Consider the following 19,429-nt stretch of genomic DNA (forward strand, 5'->3'; position numbering starts at 1 on the left):
TTACACATTTGTGTGGTATTTAACCTCCGTATTCCAAAGGGCTTTTTTTATTAATTTAATGGAAAAGGAGAGATATTATGTCGATAGAAAAATTAGCGGTAAGTAGAGTGTTAAGGCCAGCAAGAAGTATGAGCAAAGGTAGCAATGAAAGATGGTTTGAGTACTATAGAACAACTTGCCCAATATGTGGTCATCAGGGATGGTGTATGGTGAATGAATCAGAGTCAAAAATAATCTGTGGGCGAATAGAATCAGATACAAAACTAGGTGAAGCTGGCTATTTGCATTTAGTCAATGAAAATCAAAAAAGGGGATATGATTTTTCACCGGATCAGATGGTAAAGGAACATAAAAAGAAAAATGATTATACTTTAGATGTTTTATATTACATGTTTCTGCAAGAACTAGAACTACGAGAAGAACATATTGAAATGTTAACTGGTCCTGAGCGTAGGATTGCAAGAGAAACAATAAATATACGAAATTATAAAAGTTTTCCTATGAAACCTTGGGATGTAACGAAAGAAATAATCAAGAAAGCTGGCGGTAAAACAAGTTTGATTGTAGGGATACCTGGATTCTATGCAAAAGAAACGAAAGATGGAAGGTATTTTACATTTGCAGGTAGGAGAGATTCTCTCTTAATTCCACAAAGGAATATTTATAATCAAATATGTGGTTTTCAGTATAGGATTGATAATCCAAAATATGTGACAGTTGTGAGAGATCATAAACCTAGCTTTCAAGCAGCTGTTATTGAGCAACCTAATATCATTGAAGTTACTTATAAAATCAATGGTAAGATAGAGTCTTTGTTTAAGGGTGAAGTAGACGTAAAAGAATGGTATGAAATTGATTACGAAGGTAAAAAAATAGGTGAAGTACAGCTGAAATTGGAAAGTAAATACATTTGGGTTAGCTCCGGTGGAAAATTTCATGGAACGGGAGCAGGAAACCCATTACCAATACATGTAGCAGTGCCGAGTCGTGAGTTGAAATATTGGGAACGTGGAGAATTAATAAAAAAGGATAACGTATGGATCACAGAAGGCAGTCTAAAGGCCGATATATCTGCAGAGAATTTAGATGAACTTCTAACAAATGAAGAAAAATTAATGTATGGTACTACAGTTGTATCGATACCAGGAGTTAAAGTTTGGAGAATATTAATTGAGCTATTAAAAAAAATGGGTGTTAAGCAGGCGACTTTCGCTTTAGATATGGATATGATTACAAACCCTGATGTTCAAAGAACATTATTAGAATGTGCACAAGCACTATATCAGGAAGGTATAAGTATTAATTATGCAAGTTGGGATATCAATCTTGGTAAGGGAATTGACGACTTGCTTTTATTGGATTACATTCCGGCAGTGGAGAAGGTCAGATAAGTTATCTTTACTGAAGTGTGAATTTTATCGAATATACAAAAAAATACGAATTATTTAAAGGTAAACTATTTTTTACTTTTTTTAATGGATGTTTTGTATTAAAAATACAAAGCATCCATCACTTTAAATTTGTTCTTCATAATCATCAAGGTTTAAATTGTATATTTAAATTTTGGTGATTATGAAGAGTAAAATATATGTGAAATGGTGTGTAATTACTTTGCTAGGTTTATATAAATATAATTAGTTAGACCACAAGAAAATAATGTATATTTTAATATCTTGGTAATTTTTTTAAATTTTTTGAAGAATTGATTTTACATTTTTTTATAATCCTATATCATATACATACAGGGGAAAAATGGAAGAGTTTTGAAGAGGAAGTTTCGTATCTATGTCATATCGATGATAGTTTTTAATTATTAAATACTATACATGTATACGAGGTGAAACCAATGGGGAGACGAGTAAACGAGAAGAAAACAAAAGAGCAATTTTTATATGAAAGAAAAAGACAATTAGAAATAATGGAAGGTATTAGTAGCATCTGTAAAGGGTGCGATATATATAAAGAACTGAGAAAAACGAAAGCGCATAAGGAAGTTTCTAATACATGCGCAAAAGAATGTAAGTTAATTAGTAGTGTACAAAAGGAAACAAAGTTGTTTTTAGAAACAATACGGTAAAAAAGAGAGAGGAGGAATAGGTATGAAGCAATCATATAGCAGACTGAATCGCGATGAATCATTGAATAAAACTATAACGTATGGTTCTGCTGCAATAAATATTAAGCCAATGCCTAATACTGAAGAAAATAATTATAATATTAGGGGGATTGGAAATTACAAGGTACTGTCAAAAGAAGAGAGTTTGCATTTATTTAAGCGGTATAAGCATGGAGAAAAAGATCTTCGCGACTATTTGTTCCATGTAAATGAAGGTTTAGTATTATCTATTGCAAGAAATTATAAAAACAAGCATCCTGATATAGAATTTGATGATTTGGTTCAAGAAGGAAATGAAGGAATGCTGCGGGCGATGGAAGATTTTAATCCAGATTTAGGGTACTGTTTTTCCACATACGCTTTCTGGTGGATACAAAAAAGCATGTTAGGAATTATACGTAAAAAAAATCCGGACCATTTAAAATTCCTACTCATGTGAATCAATTTAATTTAAAATATGTAGAATTGGAAGATAAATATTTACAAAGGTACAATAGGACTCCATCGGTAGAAGAAGTAGTAAAAGAGCTAAATGTAACTAGAGAAACGGTTATAAGGCACAAAGTATATTATAAACGAGCTACTACTATGACATTGGATATAGATACAATAAATGAAAATGTCGGTATATCAAATCCATTCTTTGACGATAAATCAGCAATTCCTTCAACAAATGAGATGATAATAGAGGACTTAAATTACGAAATATGGTTAATATTTGATGAGGTATTAAATCCGAAGCAAAAGATGGTGCTAAATTTATGTTTCGGTCTACTTGATGGTAAGTTGTATTTGCATAAAGAAATTGCAAAGGCACTTATGATAACAACTGAAAGAGTTTCACAAATTAAGGATGAAGCAATAAAAAAATTAAAGAAATGTCAATATAAAAATGAAATCTTCAACTTACTTCATGAAAAGATGAAAGTAATGGATGAACTTAATATGGCGTGAAAATGAATATTCATATTTATCAGAAGATACAGTATAATGTACATATTGTATCTTTTTATTTTTAAATCTATTTCACAAAATTTTGCCCCTCGGGTAACGTGAATTACAAATTTGTTATTTAAGTTTGTAATAATACGAGACCTTGAGGGGCTTTTTGTGTCTAAAGGAGGAAACCATGTGATGAAGAAAAGAGAAAAGATCTTTAGTTTAAGAAAAGAACTAGGAAAAAAATTAAAGAATAACGGATTTTCTAAGGAGTTTATGGATATTCAATTAAAATTTAAGAAGCCAATTAATCAATATTCAACTGCTGAGCTGAAGGAAGAGACACTAAAAGCATTAATAAAATATTACAGAAGAAAAATTGAGCAAGTAACAAGTTATAAGGAAATAGAAGGAATCCCTTTTTCAAGGCAATCAATAGAAATATCTAAAATTGATGAGGAGGGATACTCAAGTGCAATACACTTATTGACGGATATTAATCCAAAATTGAAAGAAAGACGTAAGGATTATAAAGAGAGATTTAAAGTTCAGAATTTTAAAGAATTATTACCGATTAATATTAAAGTAAAGAAGTTTTCAAATAATAAACAGCAATTCCTTGAAAAAACAGGTATCGCATTTGCGAAAAATCCTATTCGAAAAAGTGCTCATATGCGCACATATAGACTTAAAACAGATTATAAAACATATAAACTCATAGATTTAGGGACGTTATTAGCTGAAGCATTTCTAGAGAATTCGTTTGAGTTATTTATTATTTCTAACTCGGAGTTGTATGAATATCAGGGGATAAAATTTTGCTTTAAAAACAAGATAGAGAATGAAAATATAGTTGATGTATATGTGGATATGAAAATTGATAATATGACCGCTGAAGGAATAATGATTTTTGAGAAGTTAAAGGAATTTAAATATATTAATACAAATGCAGAATTAAATATAATTCCTGTAGAAGATGATACAAGGAGTTTTTATAAACTTAACTTAAATCCAGAGTATAATGTAATCCATAATTTTAACGATTTACATTATAAAATCATGCTTATTGAGTTTATAGATAGACAGGAGAATATAAAAAAGCATATTAAGCTAAGAGGAGATAAAGCTACGGTATATGCTCGTTTTTTTGAAACAAAAAAGTATATAAACAAATCAACGTTTAGGGTAATGGAGAACAATTGTTTCAAAGAAAATTTCGGGTATGTTGAATTAGACAATGATGTAGACTTAATAAAATTTAAGAAAATTGAAAGGGAGTTCTTGGAATTCAAAAAAGTCGTTCCCTTACCAGAATTGAACGATCATAGCTTTAGGGTGAAAAAATTAGGCAGAATAAAGGCTGATGGTGTATACGTTTCTTCTCCGGTTAAGGCATTAATAATAGACATTGCTGCTCCTAATTCCTTTGCACACGAATGCTTGCATCTTATCGACTATACAATGACGAATGATACAACTCTTTTAAGTGAAGGTATACGGTTTAGACCAATAGTAGATAAGTATAAAGAACTAGTTTCACAAAATGTGGATTCATTAAAAAGTGGAGATGCTTTTAAAGCCCAGTGGTTTAGTAGTAAGAAGTATAACAAAGATTATTACTTGGATTATTCGGAGATATTCGCACGTGCTGGTGAAATGTATTTGTTTTATATCGCAAAGATAGAAACATCATTCTTGTATGATGTTTATAATTCAATTGTTTTCCCAAAAGGTGAAGAGTTTATGAATATGATAACTGATTACTTTAATTGGTTATTTCGAAAATTAAAAGCTAATCAACCTAAAAAAGAAAGGTTAATTATGAAAATCTTAAATAACATGAATTCAAACATGGATGCAGTGGGTGCTGCTCCATTGGAATACATTATTAACAGCGACGGCCAGCTTACCTTGTTTTAGTAAAATTTTCTGGAGGTGGATAGAATGCCAACATATGCGATGTATGGAAAAGAAACATATTTATTAGAAGATAAGGTTAAAGAGATAGTCCGTGGATTTACGAATAGTACAAATGAAGATTTAAACGTCATTGAATTCGATATGGAAGAAGAAACAATTCAGGCAGCTATAAATGAAGCAGAAGAGTATTCTTTTTTCGGAGGTACAAAAATTGTAATAACGAGAAATGCAAAGTTTTTAACAACTGATAATAATAAAGAGGTAAACCATGATGTTGATTGTATATTGAGTTTTTTAGAAAAGAACATGGAAGATTCGGTATTAATATTAATTGTTGATTATGAAAAATTAGATCAAAGAAAAAAGATAGTAAAGGAATTAAAAAAGAAAGCAATTATTTTTGAGGCAAAGGCACTTAATCAGGCGGAAACAGCTACTTGGATACTAAACTATGCAAAAGACAAAAATATACAAATATCTAATGAATTGGTTCAGGAATTGATAGTATCAATTGGGTGTGATTTAAGATGTTTGAAAAATGAAGTTGATAAATTGTATGTGTATAGTAATGGTGGAAAAGAAATAACTAGTGATGCTGTAGCAGCTGTCACTGTTAAGAGTCTAGAGCAGTCAATCTTTAATTTAAGTGAGTATCTATTAAGTCATGATACTCATAAAGCAATTGGGTTATTTAATGAATTAATTTTGAAAAAGCATAACCCTATTCAAATATTAGCAACCCTTATATATAAATTTGATATGTTATTCAAAATTAAAGTTTTACAGAATGGTACAAAGGACAAGGAACTAATTGGGATATTAGGTTGCCATCCATATGTATTACAAAAATCTAAAGAACAAATAAAGGAATTTAATCTTTCAAAAGATGACTTAGGTAATATCTTATGTTTACTAACAGAAGCTGATAATAATATGAAAATGGGAAAAGATTCATATCTTACTATGGAAATTTTAATAAGCAGAATCAGTGAATTACTAAGAACATCTCTTATAATTTAAATTAAAGACTCTACTATATACTTTAGGAGGGGAATAATGAGTTATTGTGAAATATGTGGTTCCTCTGTTCGAGAAGGGGATTATGGGCAATCAAAATATATATGTGAGAATACGATGTGCGAAAGATCGAAACCATATTGGGCTTATAAAAAAGAAATGAACTAATTAAACCTTTTTTAAAAGAAATAGAGAAATATAGTTCGTTTAGTCAAGGTGTAATTGATTTTCATGATGTTAGATGGATTGGAGATGGTTCGGCTGAAATTAAACTGAACGATGGAACTGAATTTATGTGTCATGTTAAAAAGAATAAATTTAATCCATTTGATTTTCCACATTTTATAGAACTAGAAATTAAGTTAAGTGAGTGTGTTATCAAAGAAATAAAAGAAAACATGCTAAATTTAATTTATGTACATGAAGAAATGAGAAAAGCTATTAAGAAAGAGGTTAGAAAGTAGTTTTTAACCTCTTATAATAAAACATTTAAATGTATCACAATTTTAAAGAAGAAGGATAAATGGGTGCCGCCCGTTTATCCTTCTTTTTGGTTTATCACGCTAAAAAAATAATATTATATTAATTTTTCCTTAGTTTTTTTGGGGGAATATCTCATGATTAATTATGAAGGATAAATAATTTAATTACTCTCATTTATGAGGTACTGATAGAAAGGAGGCCATTGTTGATATATGCAAAATAATAGAAAAAAAAACGTAATTAAAGAAAGGATCAGACAAGAAAAAGAACGACGAGAGCGATTACTAGCAGAGGAAGAAGAACAGTATGAGGATGTCTATAAAGATCCAGTAAGTGAGCAAATACAACAAGAGCATTCAGAACAACCGCAGAACCAACGTGAAGAAAGTGTAAATGTAAATTTACCTAAAAATGAATCTTCAAATAGTAACCCAGCTCTTGATTGGATTACTACAATTCAAAAACAGGCAGGCACTTCTGAAAATGATTTAAAAATAAAAGAAACAGAGGAAGAAGCAAGAAAACAGGCAGAAGTAGAAGCACGTAGAAAAGCAGAGGAAGAAGCAAGGAAGCGTGAAGAAGCGGAAGCCCGTAGAAAGGCAGAGGAAGAAGCAAGGAAGCGTGAAGAAGCGGAAGCCCGTAGAAAAGCAGAGGAAGAAGCAGGAAAACGAGCAGAAGCGGAAGCCCGTAGAAAAGCAGAGGAAGAAGCAAGGAAGCGTGAAGAAGCGGAAGCCCGTAGAAAGGCAGAGGAAGAAGCAGGAAAACGAGCAGAAGCGGAAGCCCGTAGAAAGGCAGAGGAAGAAGCAAGAAAACAGGCAGAAGTAGAAGCCCGTAGAAAGGCAGAGGAAGAAGCAAGAAAACAGGCAGAAGCACAACGGAAGGAAGAAGAGAAAAAACTTGAGGAAGTAAGAAAAAGAAGACTAGAGGAAGAAAAGAAAATAAAAGATGCACAAAAGAGACAAAAAATAGTTGTAGCTAAAAGCGAACCCGAAAGTGATGAAATTAATTTAAATAATGAAAGAAATCAACCAAATGAAACTAAATTTGAACAAGAAGAGAAAGTCGCAATCGATAAAAAAGGAATCTTAAATAATATGAAAAAATATAAGTACGCTATTATAGGAGTCGCATCAATTGTTTTATTAGTAGTAGCAGGTTTTGCCTTTAGCAATATGAAAAATTCACAGGCTGCATCTGCAAATAATGTAAATAGTTTAGAAGTTAATGTGAATCTAATAAATGGGTTAAGGTTATCTGCAGTTCAAAAATATCAAGATGCTGCTTTGGAATTTGATAAAGTCGATTATAAAAAATTAGGAAAAGAAGATAAAAAGGCGGTTTTATTTACGTATCTATTAAGTGGTAAAGCACAGAAGGCAATTGACTTAGAACAAGATTTTGCAGAATCAGTAGTTTCATATTATATAGCTGTAGATAATTTGAAAAAAGTAAAAGAATTAAAAACAAAAAATCCACTAATTAATTTTGAAATTGCTGCATTAGATAACAAACATGAAGAAGTTATCAAATTAAGAGATCAAGTGCCACTAGATGGCAGAAGAGAAGGAATTATTGTTAATAGTTATTTGAAATTAAATAAATCTGAGGAAGCTAAAAAGTTTGCTCAAAAGGTTGGAAATAAAGATTTACTCGAAAAAATTAATAATTCTACACCTAATAGTTCTGCTACTTCTGTAGCAACTATAAGTGCAGGTTAGGTAATAGGGAGGAATTAATTGTGCCTTTAGATTATTCGAAAATTTTAAAGAAAGTGTTACTTACGACTACTGTAACTACCTTAAGTGTTGGGGTAGTTACAGGCTGCTCACTGTTTTCTTCTGAAAAGAAGAGCACTAAAACAGCATCAGTATCTAAAAAGAAAAAAGATAGTGAAAAAGAAAAGAAAAAAGATGAGAAAAAAGAGGAAAGTAAGAATGAACAGACTGAAAATCTAAATACTAATGATTTCGATGAAATCATTGATAATGCAAAACGTAGCTCTGACCAAAATTTAGCCGGTATCATTGAAAATAACAAAACCAAAAAGAAATTTGATGACTTAACAGATTCAATTGCAACCGCAGCTATAAACTCAGATCGAAACTTAGCGTCAGTTATTGATGGTGATAAATCAAATAATCGTTTTTCAGATTTAAATACTTCAATAGCATCAGCAACAAACAATCCTTCTGTCTCGGATAATAAGGATAGTAAGAACTTTGTATTTGGTGGCGATCTAAATATTAATGATGGTGTAGCTATTGCAGATAACTCAATACCTCCAATTAATAATGATAAAAAACCACCTACTTCTGGTAACACTAGTGGCGAGGAAGTGAAACCGCCAACAGGTGGTGAAGGTAATAATGGAGGAGGTACAAAACCACCAACAGGCGGAGATAGTAATGATGGTGGAGGAGGTACAAAACCACCAACAGGCGGAGATGGTAATGATGGTGGAGGAGGTACAAAACCACCAACAGGCGGAGATGGTAACGATGGTGGAGGAGGTACAAAACCACCAACAGGCGGAGATGGTAATGATGGTGGAGGAGGTACAAAACCACCAACAGGCGGAGATGGTAACGATGGTGGGGGCGGTACAAAACCACCAACGGGCGGAGATGGTAACGATGGTGGTACAACAAAACCAGAAAAGGATACAGTGGCACCAGTAATTACAGCGAAACAAGGTGTAACTGTTTATGTAGGAGATAGTCTAAATGCGGGAGATTTAGTAGAAGTAAAAGATAATAAAGATCCAAACCCAGTGGTAACGGTGGGAGCGTACGATACAAGTAAAGCAGGGGAAATTCAAGTAACAGTAACGGCAACAGATGCATCAGGAAATAGCTCAAGTACAACAGTAACCGTCAGCGTAGTAGAAAAAGAAGGAGAGAAAGATACAGAAGCACCAGTAATTACAGCGAAACAAGGTGTAACTGTTTATGTAGGAGATGGCTTAAATGCAGGAGATTTGGTAGACGTAAGAGATAATAAAGATCCAAACCCAGTAGTAACAGTAGGAGCGTACGACACAAGTAAGGCAGGAGAAATTCAGGTAACAGTAATAGCAACAGATGCATCAGGAAATAGCTCAAGTACAACAGTAACTGTTAACGTAGTAGAAAAAGAAGAAGAAAAGGATACAGAAGCACCAGTAATTACAGCAAAACAAGATGTAACTGTACATGTAGGAGATAGCTTAAATGCAGGAGATTTAGTAGAAGTAAAAGATAATAAAGATCCAAACCCAGTAGTAACAGTGGGAGCGTACGATACAAGTAAGGCAGGAGAAATTCAAGTAACAGTAACGGCAACAGATGCATCAGGAAATAGCTCAAGTACAACAGTAACCGTTAAAGTAGTAGAAAAAGAAGAAGAAAAGGATACAGAAGCACCAGTAATAACAGTGAAACATGGTGTAACCGTACATGTAGGAGATAGCTTAAATGCAGGAGATTTAGTAGAAGTAAAAGATAATAAAGATCCAAACCCAGTAGTAACAGTGGGAGCATATGATACAAGTAAGCCAGGTACTTTAACAGTTCAAGTAACGGCAACTGATAATGCGGGTAACAGCTCAACTGCAACTGTAACAGTTAAAGTAGTAGAAAAAGAAGAGGAGAAAGATACAGAAGCACCAGTAATAACAGTAAAACAAGGTGTAACCGTACATGTAGGAGATAAATTGAGTCCAGAAAGTTTAGTGAATGTAAAAGATAATAAAGATTTAAATCCGGTAGTAACAGTGGGAGCATATGATACAAGTAAGCCAGGTACTTTAACAGTTCAAGTAACGGCAACTGATAATGCGGGTAACAGCTCAACTGCAACTGTAACAGTTAAAGTAGTAGAAAAGCAAGAAGAGAAGGATACGGAAGCACCAGTGATAACAGCGAAACAAGGTGTAACCGTAACTGTGGGAGATAAATTGAGTCCAGGAAGTCTAGTGAGTGTAAAAGATAATAAAGATTCAAATCCAGTAGTAACTGTAGGAACATATGATACAAGTAAGCCAGGTGCTATATCAGTTCAAGTAACGGCGACCGATAAGGCAGGAAACAGCTCAACTGCAACAGTAAATGTGGTAGTTCTTGAGAAAGAAAAGCCAGAACAAAAACCTGAGCAAAAGCCAGAACAAAAGCCAGAGCAAAAGCCAGAACAAAAGCCAGAGCAGAAACCAGAGCAAAAGCCAGAGCAAAAGCCAGAGCAAAAGCCAGAGCAAAAGCCAGAACAGAAACCAGAGCAGAAGCCAGAACAAAAGCCAGAACAGAAAACAGCTGAAACAACATCTAAAGAGCAAGGGAATGGAATGCTTGCATCAAATTCTAATGATGTAGCTAAATAAGACCTTAGTAAAATGTTAATTTAGTAAAAGTAAAGGATCTCAACACTATTAGTTGGGATTCTTTTTTTATCGATGAATATATGGAAAATTCTATCATTGCAACCTATAATGGATATATACTATTTTCTTTTTTCTTTTTAAATCATAACAACGACTTTTAGCCCTTCGGGTTTTGTTGAATTATTAGATTACTCTATGTAGTCCACTAATATGACAAATCCCAAAGGGCTTTTTGTTTTGAAAAAAGAATTTAGTAAATTCAAAAGCAAAGGGGAATGAAAATGAACGTAATACAATTACCAAATCGTGTATTTAAAGCAAAAGAGGAAAGGGAAAAAAATGAGTATGTAAACTACATTCGAGATGTGGTTTTTGCAAATTGTACTAAGGGTGAAATAGAAAAATTTAATGAAGTACTAATGAGTAGGAAAGAGAACTTAATTAAGAGACAGTTAAGTTTATTGTTTTTTAACTCAATAGTTAGGTCTTCGTTAAAGGAAGCGTTATATGTTGCTTTAGATGTAGAAGGGGATTTTTCATTAAATCAAAAGCAGGATGAAAAATTACTAGATTTTAAAATTAAAAAGGAAAGAGAAGAGGTTAAAGATTATTTTACTGTTTTAGAAGATAAAATAATTAATGAGGTAGATGACGGGACAAAAATTCGTCTAGCTGAAAATTATAATAGTGAGGATTTTAGAAGGTTCATTTATAAGTTTTTATATCAGTAATAAATAACTTATTAAAAAGCTATTTTAAAATGAATTGGCAGTCCTACTGCTAGTTTAAGATAAACAAACTTCGAATTTTTTAGCTTAATACCACCCGAATATCATTGATACTTATTAATTGTATCAGTGGATAGGTTACTAATGAAAGGAATGAAGAATTATGAATAAACCCAAAATCATAAAGCTACTTCAATTACTTGTATTTACCTTATATGTAGTCTTATATGTAGTGTGGTTTGTACGTGCAGTATTTAGTATTAATTTAATACATGTTGCATTTGAGCAAGATGATATATTAATAAGAATATTACTAGTAATTAGTCTTATTGGAATGGTGCTCACTTCTTTTTATCTAAATTCCCTAAATAAAGACCAAATTAAAGAAAAAAATAAAACTAAACCCCTATTAGCTATGTATATAGTCGTTGCAATTATGACTTTATATTCTACGGATATTGCTAAATACTTCAAAAGTTTTATTTAAATGTAACTCATAAAAAAATAAAATGTACCCTATCGAATATACTTAAAAAATATATTCGATAGGGTATTTCACTTTTTACAGGACATTGTTTTAAAGTATCTACAATAATGTTTTCTTAAAACTTCACAAATCCGTCGAATGGTTTATAGCGTAGAACAACCTTGCCTTCTATATTATTCAAAGGTACAAATCCTATTTCTTTAAATCGACTGTCTAAACTCTCCTCGCGATTATCTCCTAATACAAAAATTGTATCATTTGGAACCCTATCGAAACCGTAAATACTTTTTAATGAAAAATCAGCTGTTTTACCTTTTGAGTATAGATCTTTTACCACAAGTCCATTTATATAAAGCTGCTGTGATTTATATTCTATTGTATCTCCAGGTAAACCAATTACTCTTTTTATAATGGTTTTATTATGAGAAGTGTTTTCTAGTGGGGAATTAACAACAACTATATCAAATCTTTGCAGATCTTCTATTGAATGGGAGAGGTGATTAATTAAAACCTTGTCATTATTAAATAAGGTATTTTCCATAGAGACTCCAGAAACCTTATATGGAAAAAAACGAACTGTCTAAATAAAAGTAAGGTAACGCCAATTATAAATATTAATATTGGAAAAATAGAAATTAGACGTTTTTTCAATTGTAAATCAAACTCCATTCTGAGGGTTTATAATATTTATCATAACATAAATTTAATGGATTGAATATTCTGAAGATTGTTGTTTTTGTAGGTGTAATTTGTTAAAATTAAGTATACCTTTTTTTAATTTCAATTTTTTATATCCATAACTACTATAGCCCTTTCGGGGTTTCGATTTTCAAAGATAGTTTAAGTTTTTTACTTTTACTTTCTTTTTAAATATAACTCCGAAAAGGGCTTTTTGCGTTTTTTGGAGAACATCACATTGTGAAAGGATGAAGATTTTATGAAGATCAAAAGATTATTTTTAGTGTTAGGCGTTTTAGCTATGATGTTTGTTTTTTATAACACCTTTATAAAAGATGAGCCTCAAACTGATGCTTTAACTCCAATCAAAGTAGAAGATTTGAAACAAAAGATTCAATACGATTATTTGTTTGAAGATGAATTATCACAAAATGTGATTAATGACTTAGGTGGGCAATTCAAATTAATATTTGATGATATTGATAAGAATGGCCACTTAACCATTTATCAAAATAAAAAAGAACTAGAAATGTTTTTAGGAAATCATGTAACTACTGCAGAATTAGCTGATGAATTTACATCAGACTATTTTAGTACAAATAAGAACTACAAAGTTACTTATAAAAGTAAACCAAGTCTATTTAATTATGAAGAACCAAGAACTGTTACAAAAGTAAAAAAAGGATTGTTTTTGGTAAAACAAAACGACTTAATTCTGAAATTTAAATATGTACCAGAAATAGATGGATTCCGAATTTCTGAGATTACATATTTAAAATAAAAAAATATTAGGAGGAACTTATTATGTTACAAATTAGAACTGTTATTGCTGATGCATTAAATATTGATAAAGAAGTGAATGGTTTTTTGAAGTATTGTGATAATCACGGGAAAATAGTTAAAGAAATAAAACCAGGTGGGATCATTAATCGTGAATATGATCAAGGCCAACCACTTGTAACAGTTTTAGTTGTTTATGAAGAGAAAAATTAACTGCAGTTATGAAAAAGACGAGGATCAATTCCTTGTCTTTTTTATTTTCTAAGAAGGGTGGATAAATTGACTATGAAAATAATAAAAAAAGTGGCCGTCTTTAATTACAAAGAATTTGAGAATTCTTTGTTAGAGATGAATAATCGTGAATTAGATGTGGATGATTTAATGGTACCTATTGATTTAGCGAAAGTTCTAAAGTTTATACGTAAAGATTCATTCTCGGTTAAAGAGCTATTGGATCAGAACTTTCAACTTGAATTAATAGTAGCAGCTGCAGATTACATGAGACCTGAATTATTCGAAAATCAAACTATTTTAGATGAAATTACAGGAAATGTTGAATATGCAGATACAACAGATGAAGACTTCCCATTTTTTTAATGGTAGAAAATGAGGGGATTATATGTGGAATGATATTGAACAGTTTTTTGTTGGAAATGATACTACTGGTATATACGACATGTACAATTCTTTTTTTCAATTAATCTATTTCATTTGTAGTTCTAAAGACTTGCTAGCAAAAGTTAATATGGATGATTACGAAATTTGTATTCAGGATCATGATATTGAGTTTAATAGTGAATGCGCCCATATTAATTTTGTTAATGCGTTATTGCAATCGATAAATGATGAATGTAAGTTTCAAGCAGCATTTTTAATGGATGAGGAAGAAGTATATTTATTTCAATTAGAAGACTCAGTATTTCGAGAATACAATAAAAAGCTATTTTTAAATGATACGTGTTTATTACAAATTAAAAGTAACATCGATTTAAAAAATGTAAAGGATATATTTCCGGATTTAGTTTTAATAAGTGACTATGCTAATGAAGATATATTTTATGTAATCCATGAAGACATTCATGATGTGTTAGATACAAAGAAATTGAATCGATATATAGATTTACTGATATTAATTAAAGAGTAAGGAGTCCTGATTATGATAGATATATGGGAACGTTTAGAGATGGATGAACATGAAGAAAATTCTAATCTAACAATAATAAATCTTATTTCTTTATTTATCTCAATGAAGAATGAAGGGGTACCAGCGGAATTATTTGAAGAGGTTGTAATTCAGAAATTAGATTGGAATGCAGAATTCTATTCCTATAATGGCTTCAATCCATATACAGAGCTTGTAGAAGGAATACTTAACTGTATTGGATATTTAGAAGAAGCTACTGTTAGAGAGTATCTAGAATGTGAAGCGAATGAACTATTTGAAGGAGATTTTGATGAACCTATTATATTAGTTTTCATTCCCCTACCTTCAGGATATGAAATGAATGATATTAAGAATGTATTTAAGGATAAGGTAATCCATTTTATAGAAGATGTGGATAACGAATTCGATAATGAATTTGCTTTTGTTATGTGTAGTCAATTTGAATATTTTGACGTATTTACTTGGATTGAACTATTTGAAGTGGTGTATTTCATAAAAAAAGTTCAAGAAGAAAAAGAAAAATTTAATTTAAGCCTATATAAAGAAGAGATTGTTGGGAGGACTTACTTTGACAATTTATTTAAAAATTGAGGAACATTCTCCAATAGTAGAAGCAAAGATTGTGGATGATTTAGGAGTAATAAAAAAGGATTTTAAATTTCCTGCGGTTGAGCTTGGAAAATCTATTGCTAGGTCTATTTCACTAGCAAAGGAAGAATTAGATTTTGAATTTAATTATGATTCAGGTTTTATTCCTAAGAATTTAAAGCAGCATCTTTCTGTTGGTACAAAAGATGGAATTAAGCACTTTTATTTTTTGGAATTAGAGAAAGCAAATAGAAAAGTTGAGTTGTGGAGAGGTAATCATAAAGAAAAATTAACTTTTAATATTGTGGGTTTTCCAAAGGTCTTAATAGTACTCGCGGTATTACAAAATCCAAAAGGGGTTAAATCTTTTCAGAGTGCATTTGCATATGCGATGAAAGATGAACCTATTAAATTAGATTCTCCACTATATGTATATCCATTTCCGAATGTCTACTATAGTGGGAATGTATGCATGGGTGGGAATAAACCTCCAACAATAGAAAATTTAACAGCTTTTGAACGATGGTTTCACCAATTACCATTCGGTGCAGATATGTATACGCCTGATAGAATTTCGAAGGATCTAGAATTAAAAAATAAATCTGATGTTTTCCAACTTTTTAGTTTTTTAGATGGAAAAGAATTTAATGATAACTGGTTAGTTTCATATAAGAAAACATATAAGCAATTGGTTAATGAATTTAAGAATTCAAAATAATAAGGAGGAAGTTATTATGAGTAAAAAAGAACTTGATATTTTTGATTATTTATTAGAGGAAAATGAACAAAGTGAAAAAAATGGAGCGGAAACAATAGATAGCTTAGATGAAGGAACGATTTTGGCAATACAAAAGATGGAGGAACAAAAAAGGGCCAGCGAAGAAAATAGAGCATCAAGATTAAAAGAACCTAATAGAAAAAAACAGCAGCAGGCATCTAAGAATGAGCAAAAAGATAATAAACAGAAACCCGATAACGATGCAATAATTAGAGATTATAAATTGTGGAAGCTTAATAATGAAACTGTAGTGAAGTATTGGGGTAACACACATGCTATAATAGAGTACTTTAGTGAAGAAGAGATTCTTAATAACGGAAAACCAGACTTCATGGAAATAAGTGGAGAAAAATTGAGAGAAAGAATGGAGAACTCAGGATACGATGAATTGGTAAAAGGTCATGTAATAATGGGTTATATCAAAGATAAAAATATTATCACAGTATCCATTGACATGAAGAAAAAGGGGAATAGTACTAAAATAACACCTTTCTTTCCAATACCGCAGTATATACTTCAAACTTTTATAGAGAATGCAAAATTTTACGCTACTAAAGAGTTAGAGTTACATGCAGAAGTATATCTTGATCAAAATGGGTGTTATGAAATAGTATTTCCAAAGCAAAAAGTAAATAAATATTGGGTTAAACCTGAGATTGATATTTTAATGCAAATGGAGAAGAGATTAGTGCTTCAAATACATTCACATCATAATATGAGTGAAATGCCAAGTGTTTTGGATAATCAAAATGAGGTTGTTCCAAATATTATTTATGTAATTGTAGGTAGATTACATCGATATTTTCCTTCAATTCATGCGAGGATTTATAAAGATGGGTTACATCAACAAGTAGACCTTACAAAGGTATTTGCATCACCTTTTAATCTTAATGGACCGCTGGAACAAGTGGAGGTTGTAGAGTCTGCAATTCATGAGGTGGACGAAATATGATTCAATTATATCCATTTAATGTAGATATACCTATTCATATTGTTCAAGTTGGTACTGGCGGTACGGGATCATTAGTGGCTCAGTATGTAGCGCAGCAAATGGTTACTTCTAGAAATACGGAAATTAAGGGGATTTTAGCAGATGCAGATAGTATAGAGGAGAAAAACTTAAGAAATCAGTATTTCATTAAAAATGAGATAGGTAAGAAAAAAGCAGACGTATTAGCTAAAAGATATTCTAATCCATTTGGAATTGATTTGCGGTCATATTCTGAAGAGTATATTGAAACTACTGATCTTTTAATGGATTTATTTGATTCACTGAAAGCAAACAATAAAAAGGAATCAATAAAAATTCTTATAAGCTGCGTCGACAATAATTTTTCAAGACAACAATTTCATCAATTTTTCAATGAACAAGAAAATATTATTTATATAGACACAGGCAATGATGCAGTAGATTTAATAAAAGGAGATCCAAGTGAGGAAATTATTAAACAGCAAGAAGAGAGCGGTTATACAGGGCAAACGGTAACAGGGTTAAGAGTGAAAGGTGAAACAATTTTAGCGCCTGTTGCTGAATTGTATCCAGATGTTTTAACAGATGAGGATACAATTGCACCTAGCGATATTTCTTGTGATCGAGTAGTAGAATCACAGCCGCAAAGACGTATTACAAATCAATATTCGGCTTTGGCAGTTAATAATATGTTGAATTTTATTATCAATCAATATTTGATTGTAAATCATCATATCGTATTTCATGCGAAAAAAGGATATAGTAGGGCATTTCCTGTAACTGAGGAACAAAGGCAGCTGTTTAATCTAAAAAATAAGAGTGGTAAAGAATAATTATTTGAAATATGTAATTGGATTTTGAATTTTTAAAAAAGGAGAATGAAAATGAATAAATGTACATTTTGTGGAAGAGAATCAGATTTTCATGAAACTAAAATTGTAGGAGGTTAACAAATATTAACATGTTGCACTGATTGCGAAGAAGAAATTCTATCGGGGCAAGAAGATTAAAAGTTAAAACGTTACATTAGGGAGTGTAATCGCAAAAGTAGAAGTGTATGGACTTTTAAGTCCATACACTTCATTAGTTTTTAAAATAAATTGTTTGAAACTAATAAATCTAATTGAATTTACTCTATTATTTATCCTCTTTTAACATATCCATAAACTCACTATTTAATTTAACGCCTTCATCAAATAAAACAGGTACTTTTTCAGACGTATTATTTTCTTTCATCTCTGGATCAATACTAAGTAAGCTAAATAGTTCGTAGAATTTTTCTGCTGCTTCCCTATATTTTTTCTCAGCATTATCAAACTTTTTAGGTGGAGCAGTACCAGATATTTTATGTAAGTGTTCTCTAGCATCTTTTACAAGAGTTTCTATTTCATATGAGCTTCGATCAGATAGGTTTCCATCTCCAAAACAATCATAAAACTGCCTAATTTCTACGCTAACTATCTTGAGATATTCCTCTTGTGTTACTCGTCTATGCTCCCGCTTTTTTTTAATCAGGCTCTCTTTCGCATCACTACCTAAGGATTTTTCATAAGCTTCAATCTGCTTCACTAACTTTTCTAAATCCTTTTCACTAAAACTTTCATGTACAGCAGTTACATTTTTAAGGCTTCCTTTTGCTTCATCCACCAACTTAGCAAATAAATCTAGATATTCTTCATATTCTTTATCTGCAGTTTTAAATTCAGAAGGTGGAGAAATCTTTTTTGCTTCTTTCATAATAGAAATTGCTTTATCGACATATTTTTTTCTTTCATCAACTGAAATTGATGTGTCTTCAACTTCTTCCAACTCTTTATCAATTTCATATTCCTTTTTTGCGATAGCTTCTAGATAACCATCCTTGTCGTTCTTATAATCATAGTCATTTTGAGCTGATGAACATGCTGATAAAAATAATATAAAGCATAATGCAGTCATCTTAATTTTAACTAGATTCATAAATTTCTCCTTTCTAATATACGAAACAAATCATTATTGTAACATAAAATCTTAATATTTTCTTTCTGTAATAATTAACTAACTTCTTAAAGTTAATAATTGAGGAGAGTGAAAGCGTTTGGTGGATGATGCTTTAAAATCATTGTTTGATTGGTATTGGGTTCTCACTAGAAAAAATGGAAATAAAATTTACATGTATTGTAATGAAAAGATAAAAATATTGGTTTTTTATTTTGAGGATTAAGAATTATATGTTCATAAAAATTATAAAGTGGCTACATTAATTTTATATATGAATTGGATGATTTTGGTTATTGATATGATATAATAAGTATATAATCTTTTTTCTTTTTCCTTTTTCCTTTCTGTAATTAAAGCAACCTATCGGGTTGAAGAGTACGCATTTTTAATGTGTTATGTCTTCTCCTTTTAGGTTGCTTTTTTATTTTGCTTAAAAAAGGAGTGATAAT

The 19,429-nt window shown here is 31.1% G+C and carries 18 protein-coding genes and 2 pseudogenes; 18 read left to right on the top strand and 2 right to left on the bottom strand.

Annotated elements, in window-relative coordinates; translation table 11 throughout:
* Positions 1-77 precede the first annotated feature (77 nt).
* The 10 genes and pseudogenes from JFU02_RS03145 to JFU02_RS03185 all read left to right on the top strand — a co-directional run bounded on the left by JFU02_RS03145 (position 78) and on the right by JFU02_RS03185 (position 12,041).
* On the top strand, positions 78-1,391 hold the full coding sequence (locus tag JFU02_RS03145) for a toprim domain-containing protein (RefSeq protein WP_201069709.1): 1,314 nt from the start codon (positions 78-80) through the stop codon (positions 1,389-1,391).
* Positions 1,392-1,846: 455 nt separating this feature from the next.
* Entirely contained in the window at positions 1,847-2,077 is a 231-nt protein-coding gene (locus JFU02_RS03150; RefSeq protein ID WP_074651179.1) for a hypothetical protein, read from the top strand.
* A 22-nt stretch (positions 2,078-2,099) separates the two neighbouring features.
* A pseudogene (locus JFU02_RS03155) lies at positions 2,100-3,070 on the top strand (sigma-70 family RNA polymerase sigma factor).
* Between the two features lie 180 nt (positions 3,071-3,250).
* Positions 3,251-4,975 carry a hypothetical protein gene (locus JFU02_RS03160; protein WP_201069843.1) on the top strand — a complete coding sequence of 575 codons (1,725 nt, stop codon included), beginning with the start codon at positions 3,251-3,253 and terminating at the stop codon, positions 4,973-4,975.
* A gap of 24 nt (positions 4,976-4,999) precedes the next feature.
* Positions 5,000-5,995 (top strand): DNA polymerase III subunit delta, encoded by a 996-nt coding sequence (gene holA / locus JFU02_RS03165; RefSeq protein WP_201069711.1) that lies wholly within the window; start codon positions 5,000-5,002, stop codon positions 5,993-5,995.
* 36 nt (positions 5,996-6,031) lie between these two features.
* The gene (locus tag JFU02_RS32390; RefSeq protein ID WP_276571037.1) at positions 6,032-6,160 is read left to right on the top strand and encodes a hypothetical protein; all 129 of its coding nucleotides are present in this window, start codon (positions 6,032-6,034) and stop codon (positions 6,158-6,160) included.
* Positions 6,161-6,687: 527 nt separating this feature from the next.
* Entirely contained in the window at positions 6,688-8,193 is a 1,506-nt protein-coding gene (locus JFU02_RS03170) for a hypothetical protein (RefSeq protein WP_201069713.1), read from the top strand.
* A 20-nt stretch (positions 8,194-8,213) separates the two neighbouring features.
* Entirely contained in the window at positions 8,214-10,826 is a 2,613-nt protein-coding gene (locus JFU02_RS03175) for an adhesin (protein WP_201069715.1), read from the top strand.
* Between the two features lie 281 nt (positions 10,827-11,107).
* Complete coding sequence (locus JFU02_RS03180) at positions 11,108-11,557, top strand: hypothetical protein (RefSeq protein ID WP_201069717.1); 450 nt, start codon at positions 11,108-11,110, stop codon at positions 11,555-11,557.
* 160 nt (positions 11,558-11,717) lie between these two features.
* A complete protein-coding gene (locus JFU02_RS03185; protein WP_201069719.1) occupies positions 11,718-12,041 on the top strand; it encodes a hypothetical protein in 324 nt (107 codons plus the stop codon).
* A 115-nt stretch (positions 12,042-12,156) separates the two neighbouring features.
* Here JFU02_RS03185 and lepB read toward each other — a convergent pair.
* Positions 12,157-12,710: pseudogene (gene lepB / locus JFU02_RS03190) on the bottom strand (signal peptidase I).
* Positions 12,711-12,978: 268 nt separating this feature from the next.
* On the opposite strand from lepB, the gene JFU02_RS03195 reads away from it, so the two are divergent.
* The 8 genes from JFU02_RS03195 to JFU02_RS03230 all read left to right on the top strand — a co-directional run bounded on the left by JFU02_RS03195 (position 12,979) and on the right by JFU02_RS03230 (position 17,833).
* A complete protein-coding gene (locus JFU02_RS03195; protein WP_071739578.1) occupies positions 12,979-13,500 on the top strand; it encodes a peptide ABC transporter ATP-binding protein in 522 nt (173 codons plus the stop codon).
* Between the two features lie 23 nt (positions 13,501-13,523).
* On the top strand, positions 13,524-13,712 hold the full coding sequence (locus JFU02_RS03200; protein WP_000939328.1) for a hypothetical protein: 189 nt from the start codon (positions 13,524-13,526) through the stop codon (positions 13,710-13,712).
* Positions 13,713-13,784: 72 nt separating this feature from the next.
* Positions 13,785-14,096: a hypothetical protein gene (locus tag JFU02_RS03205; RefSeq protein WP_000691501.1), complete on the top strand. Its 312-nt coding sequence runs from the start codon at positions 13,785-13,787 to the stop codon at positions 14,094-14,096.
* A 22-nt stretch (positions 14,097-14,118) separates the two neighbouring features.
* Positions 14,119-14,643 (top strand): hypothetical protein, encoded by a 525-nt coding sequence (locus JFU02_RS03210; RefSeq protein ID WP_201069721.1) that lies wholly within the window; start codon positions 14,119-14,121, stop codon positions 14,641-14,643.
* Positions 14,644-14,655: 12 nt separating this feature from the next.
* Positions 14,656-15,255 (top strand): hypothetical protein, encoded by a 600-nt coding sequence (locus JFU02_RS03215; protein ID WP_201069723.1) that lies wholly within the window; start codon positions 14,656-14,658, stop codon positions 15,253-15,255.
* Complete coding sequence (locus JFU02_RS03220; protein ID WP_201069725.1) at positions 15,233-15,970, top strand: hypothetical protein; 738 nt, start codon at positions 15,233-15,235, stop codon at positions 15,968-15,970. The genes JFU02_RS03215 and JFU02_RS03220 overlap by 23 nt, the downstream gene beginning before the upstream one ends.
* 16 nt (positions 15,971-15,986) lie before the next feature.
* Positions 15,987-16,982, top strand: a complete 996-nt coding sequence (locus JFU02_RS03225; RefSeq protein WP_201069727.1) for a hypothetical protein — start codon at positions 15,987-15,989, stop codon at positions 16,980-16,982.
* On the top strand, positions 16,979-17,833 hold the full coding sequence (locus JFU02_RS03230) for a ThiF family adenylyltransferase (RefSeq protein WP_201069740.1): 855 nt from the start codon (positions 16,979-16,981) through the stop codon (positions 17,831-17,833). Before JFU02_RS03225 ends, JFU02_RS03230 begins: the two co-directional genes overlap by 4 nt.
* Before the next feature lie 304 nt (positions 17,834-18,137).
* Here JFU02_RS03230 and JFU02_RS03235 read toward each other — a convergent pair whose 3' ends face one another.
* Positions 18,138-18,959: a hypothetical protein gene (locus tag JFU02_RS03235; protein ID WP_201069742.1), complete on the bottom strand. Its 822-nt coding sequence runs from the start codon at positions 18,957-18,959 to the stop codon at positions 18,138-18,140.
* Positions 18,960-19,429: the final 470 nt, after the last annotated feature.

It is taken from the genome of Bacillus sp. TH13 (genome assembly GCF_016651175.1).
Lineage (GTDB): Bacteria > Bacillota > Bacilli > Bacillales > Bacillaceae_G > Bacillus_A > Bacillus_A thuringiensis_S.

Excerpts from the sequence above, each read along its gene's own strand:
- JFU02_RS03210 (WP_201069721.1), top strand. The coding sequence starts at position 14,119 with ATGTGGAATGATATTGAACAGTTTTTTGTTGGAAATGATACTACTGGT.
- JFU02_RS03215 (WP_201069723.1), top strand. The coding sequence starts at position 14,656 with ATGATAGATATATGGGAACGTTTAGAGATGGATGAACATGAAGAAAAT.
- JFU02_RS03200 (WP_000939328.1), top strand. The coding sequence starts at position 13,524 with ATGTTACAAATTAGAACTGTTATTGCTGATGCATTAAATATTGATAAA.
- JFU02_RS32390 (WP_276571037.1), top strand. The coding sequence starts at position 6,032 with ATGAGTTATTGTGAAATATGTGGTTCCTCTGTTCGAGAAGGGGATTAT.
- JFU02_RS03180 (WP_201069717.1), top strand. The coding sequence starts at position 11,108 with ATGAACGTAATACAATTACCAAATCGTGTATTTAAAGCAAAAGAGGAA.
- JFU02_RS03195 (WP_071739578.1), top strand. The coding sequence starts at position 12,979 with ATGAAGATCAAAAGATTATTTTTAGTGTTAGGCGTTTTAGCTATGATG.
- JFU02_RS03160 (WP_201069843.1), top strand. The coding sequence starts at position 3,251 with ATGAAGAAAAGAGAAAAGATCTTTAGTTTAAGAAAAGAACTAGGAAAA.
- JFU02_RS03185 (WP_201069719.1), top strand. The coding sequence starts at position 11,718 with ATGAATAAACCCAAAATCATAAAGCTACTTCAATTACTTGTATTTACC.
- JFU02_RS03225 (WP_201069727.1), top strand. The coding sequence starts at position 15,987 with ATGAGTAAAAAAGAACTTGATATTTTTGATTATTTATTAGAGGAAAAT.
- JFU02_RS03170 (WP_201069713.1), top strand. The coding sequence starts at position 6,688 with ATGCAAAATAATAGAAAAAAAAACGTAATTAAAGAAAGGATCAGACAA.
- JFU02_RS03150 (WP_074651179.1), top strand. The coding sequence starts at position 1,847 with ATGGGGAGACGAGTAAACGAGAAGAAAACAAAAGAGCAATTTTTATAT.
- JFU02_RS03205 (WP_000691501.1), top strand. The coding sequence starts at position 13,785 with ATGAAAATAATAAAAAAAGTGGCCGTCTTTAATTACAAAGAATTTGAG.
- JFU02_RS03235 (WP_201069742.1), bottom strand. The coding sequence starts at position 18,959 with ATGAATCTAGTTAAAATTAAGATGACTGCATTATGCTTTATATTATTT.
- holA (WP_201069711.1), top strand. The coding sequence starts at position 5,000 with ATGCCAACATATGCGATGTATGGAAAAGAAACATATTTATTAGAAGAT.
- JFU02_RS03145 (WP_201069709.1), top strand. The coding sequence starts at position 78 with ATGTCGATAGAAAAATTAGCGGTAAGTAGAGTGTTAAGGCCAGCAAGA.
- JFU02_RS03230 (WP_201069740.1), top strand. The coding sequence starts at position 16,979 with ATGATTCAATTATATCCATTTAATGTAGATATACCTATTCATATTGTT.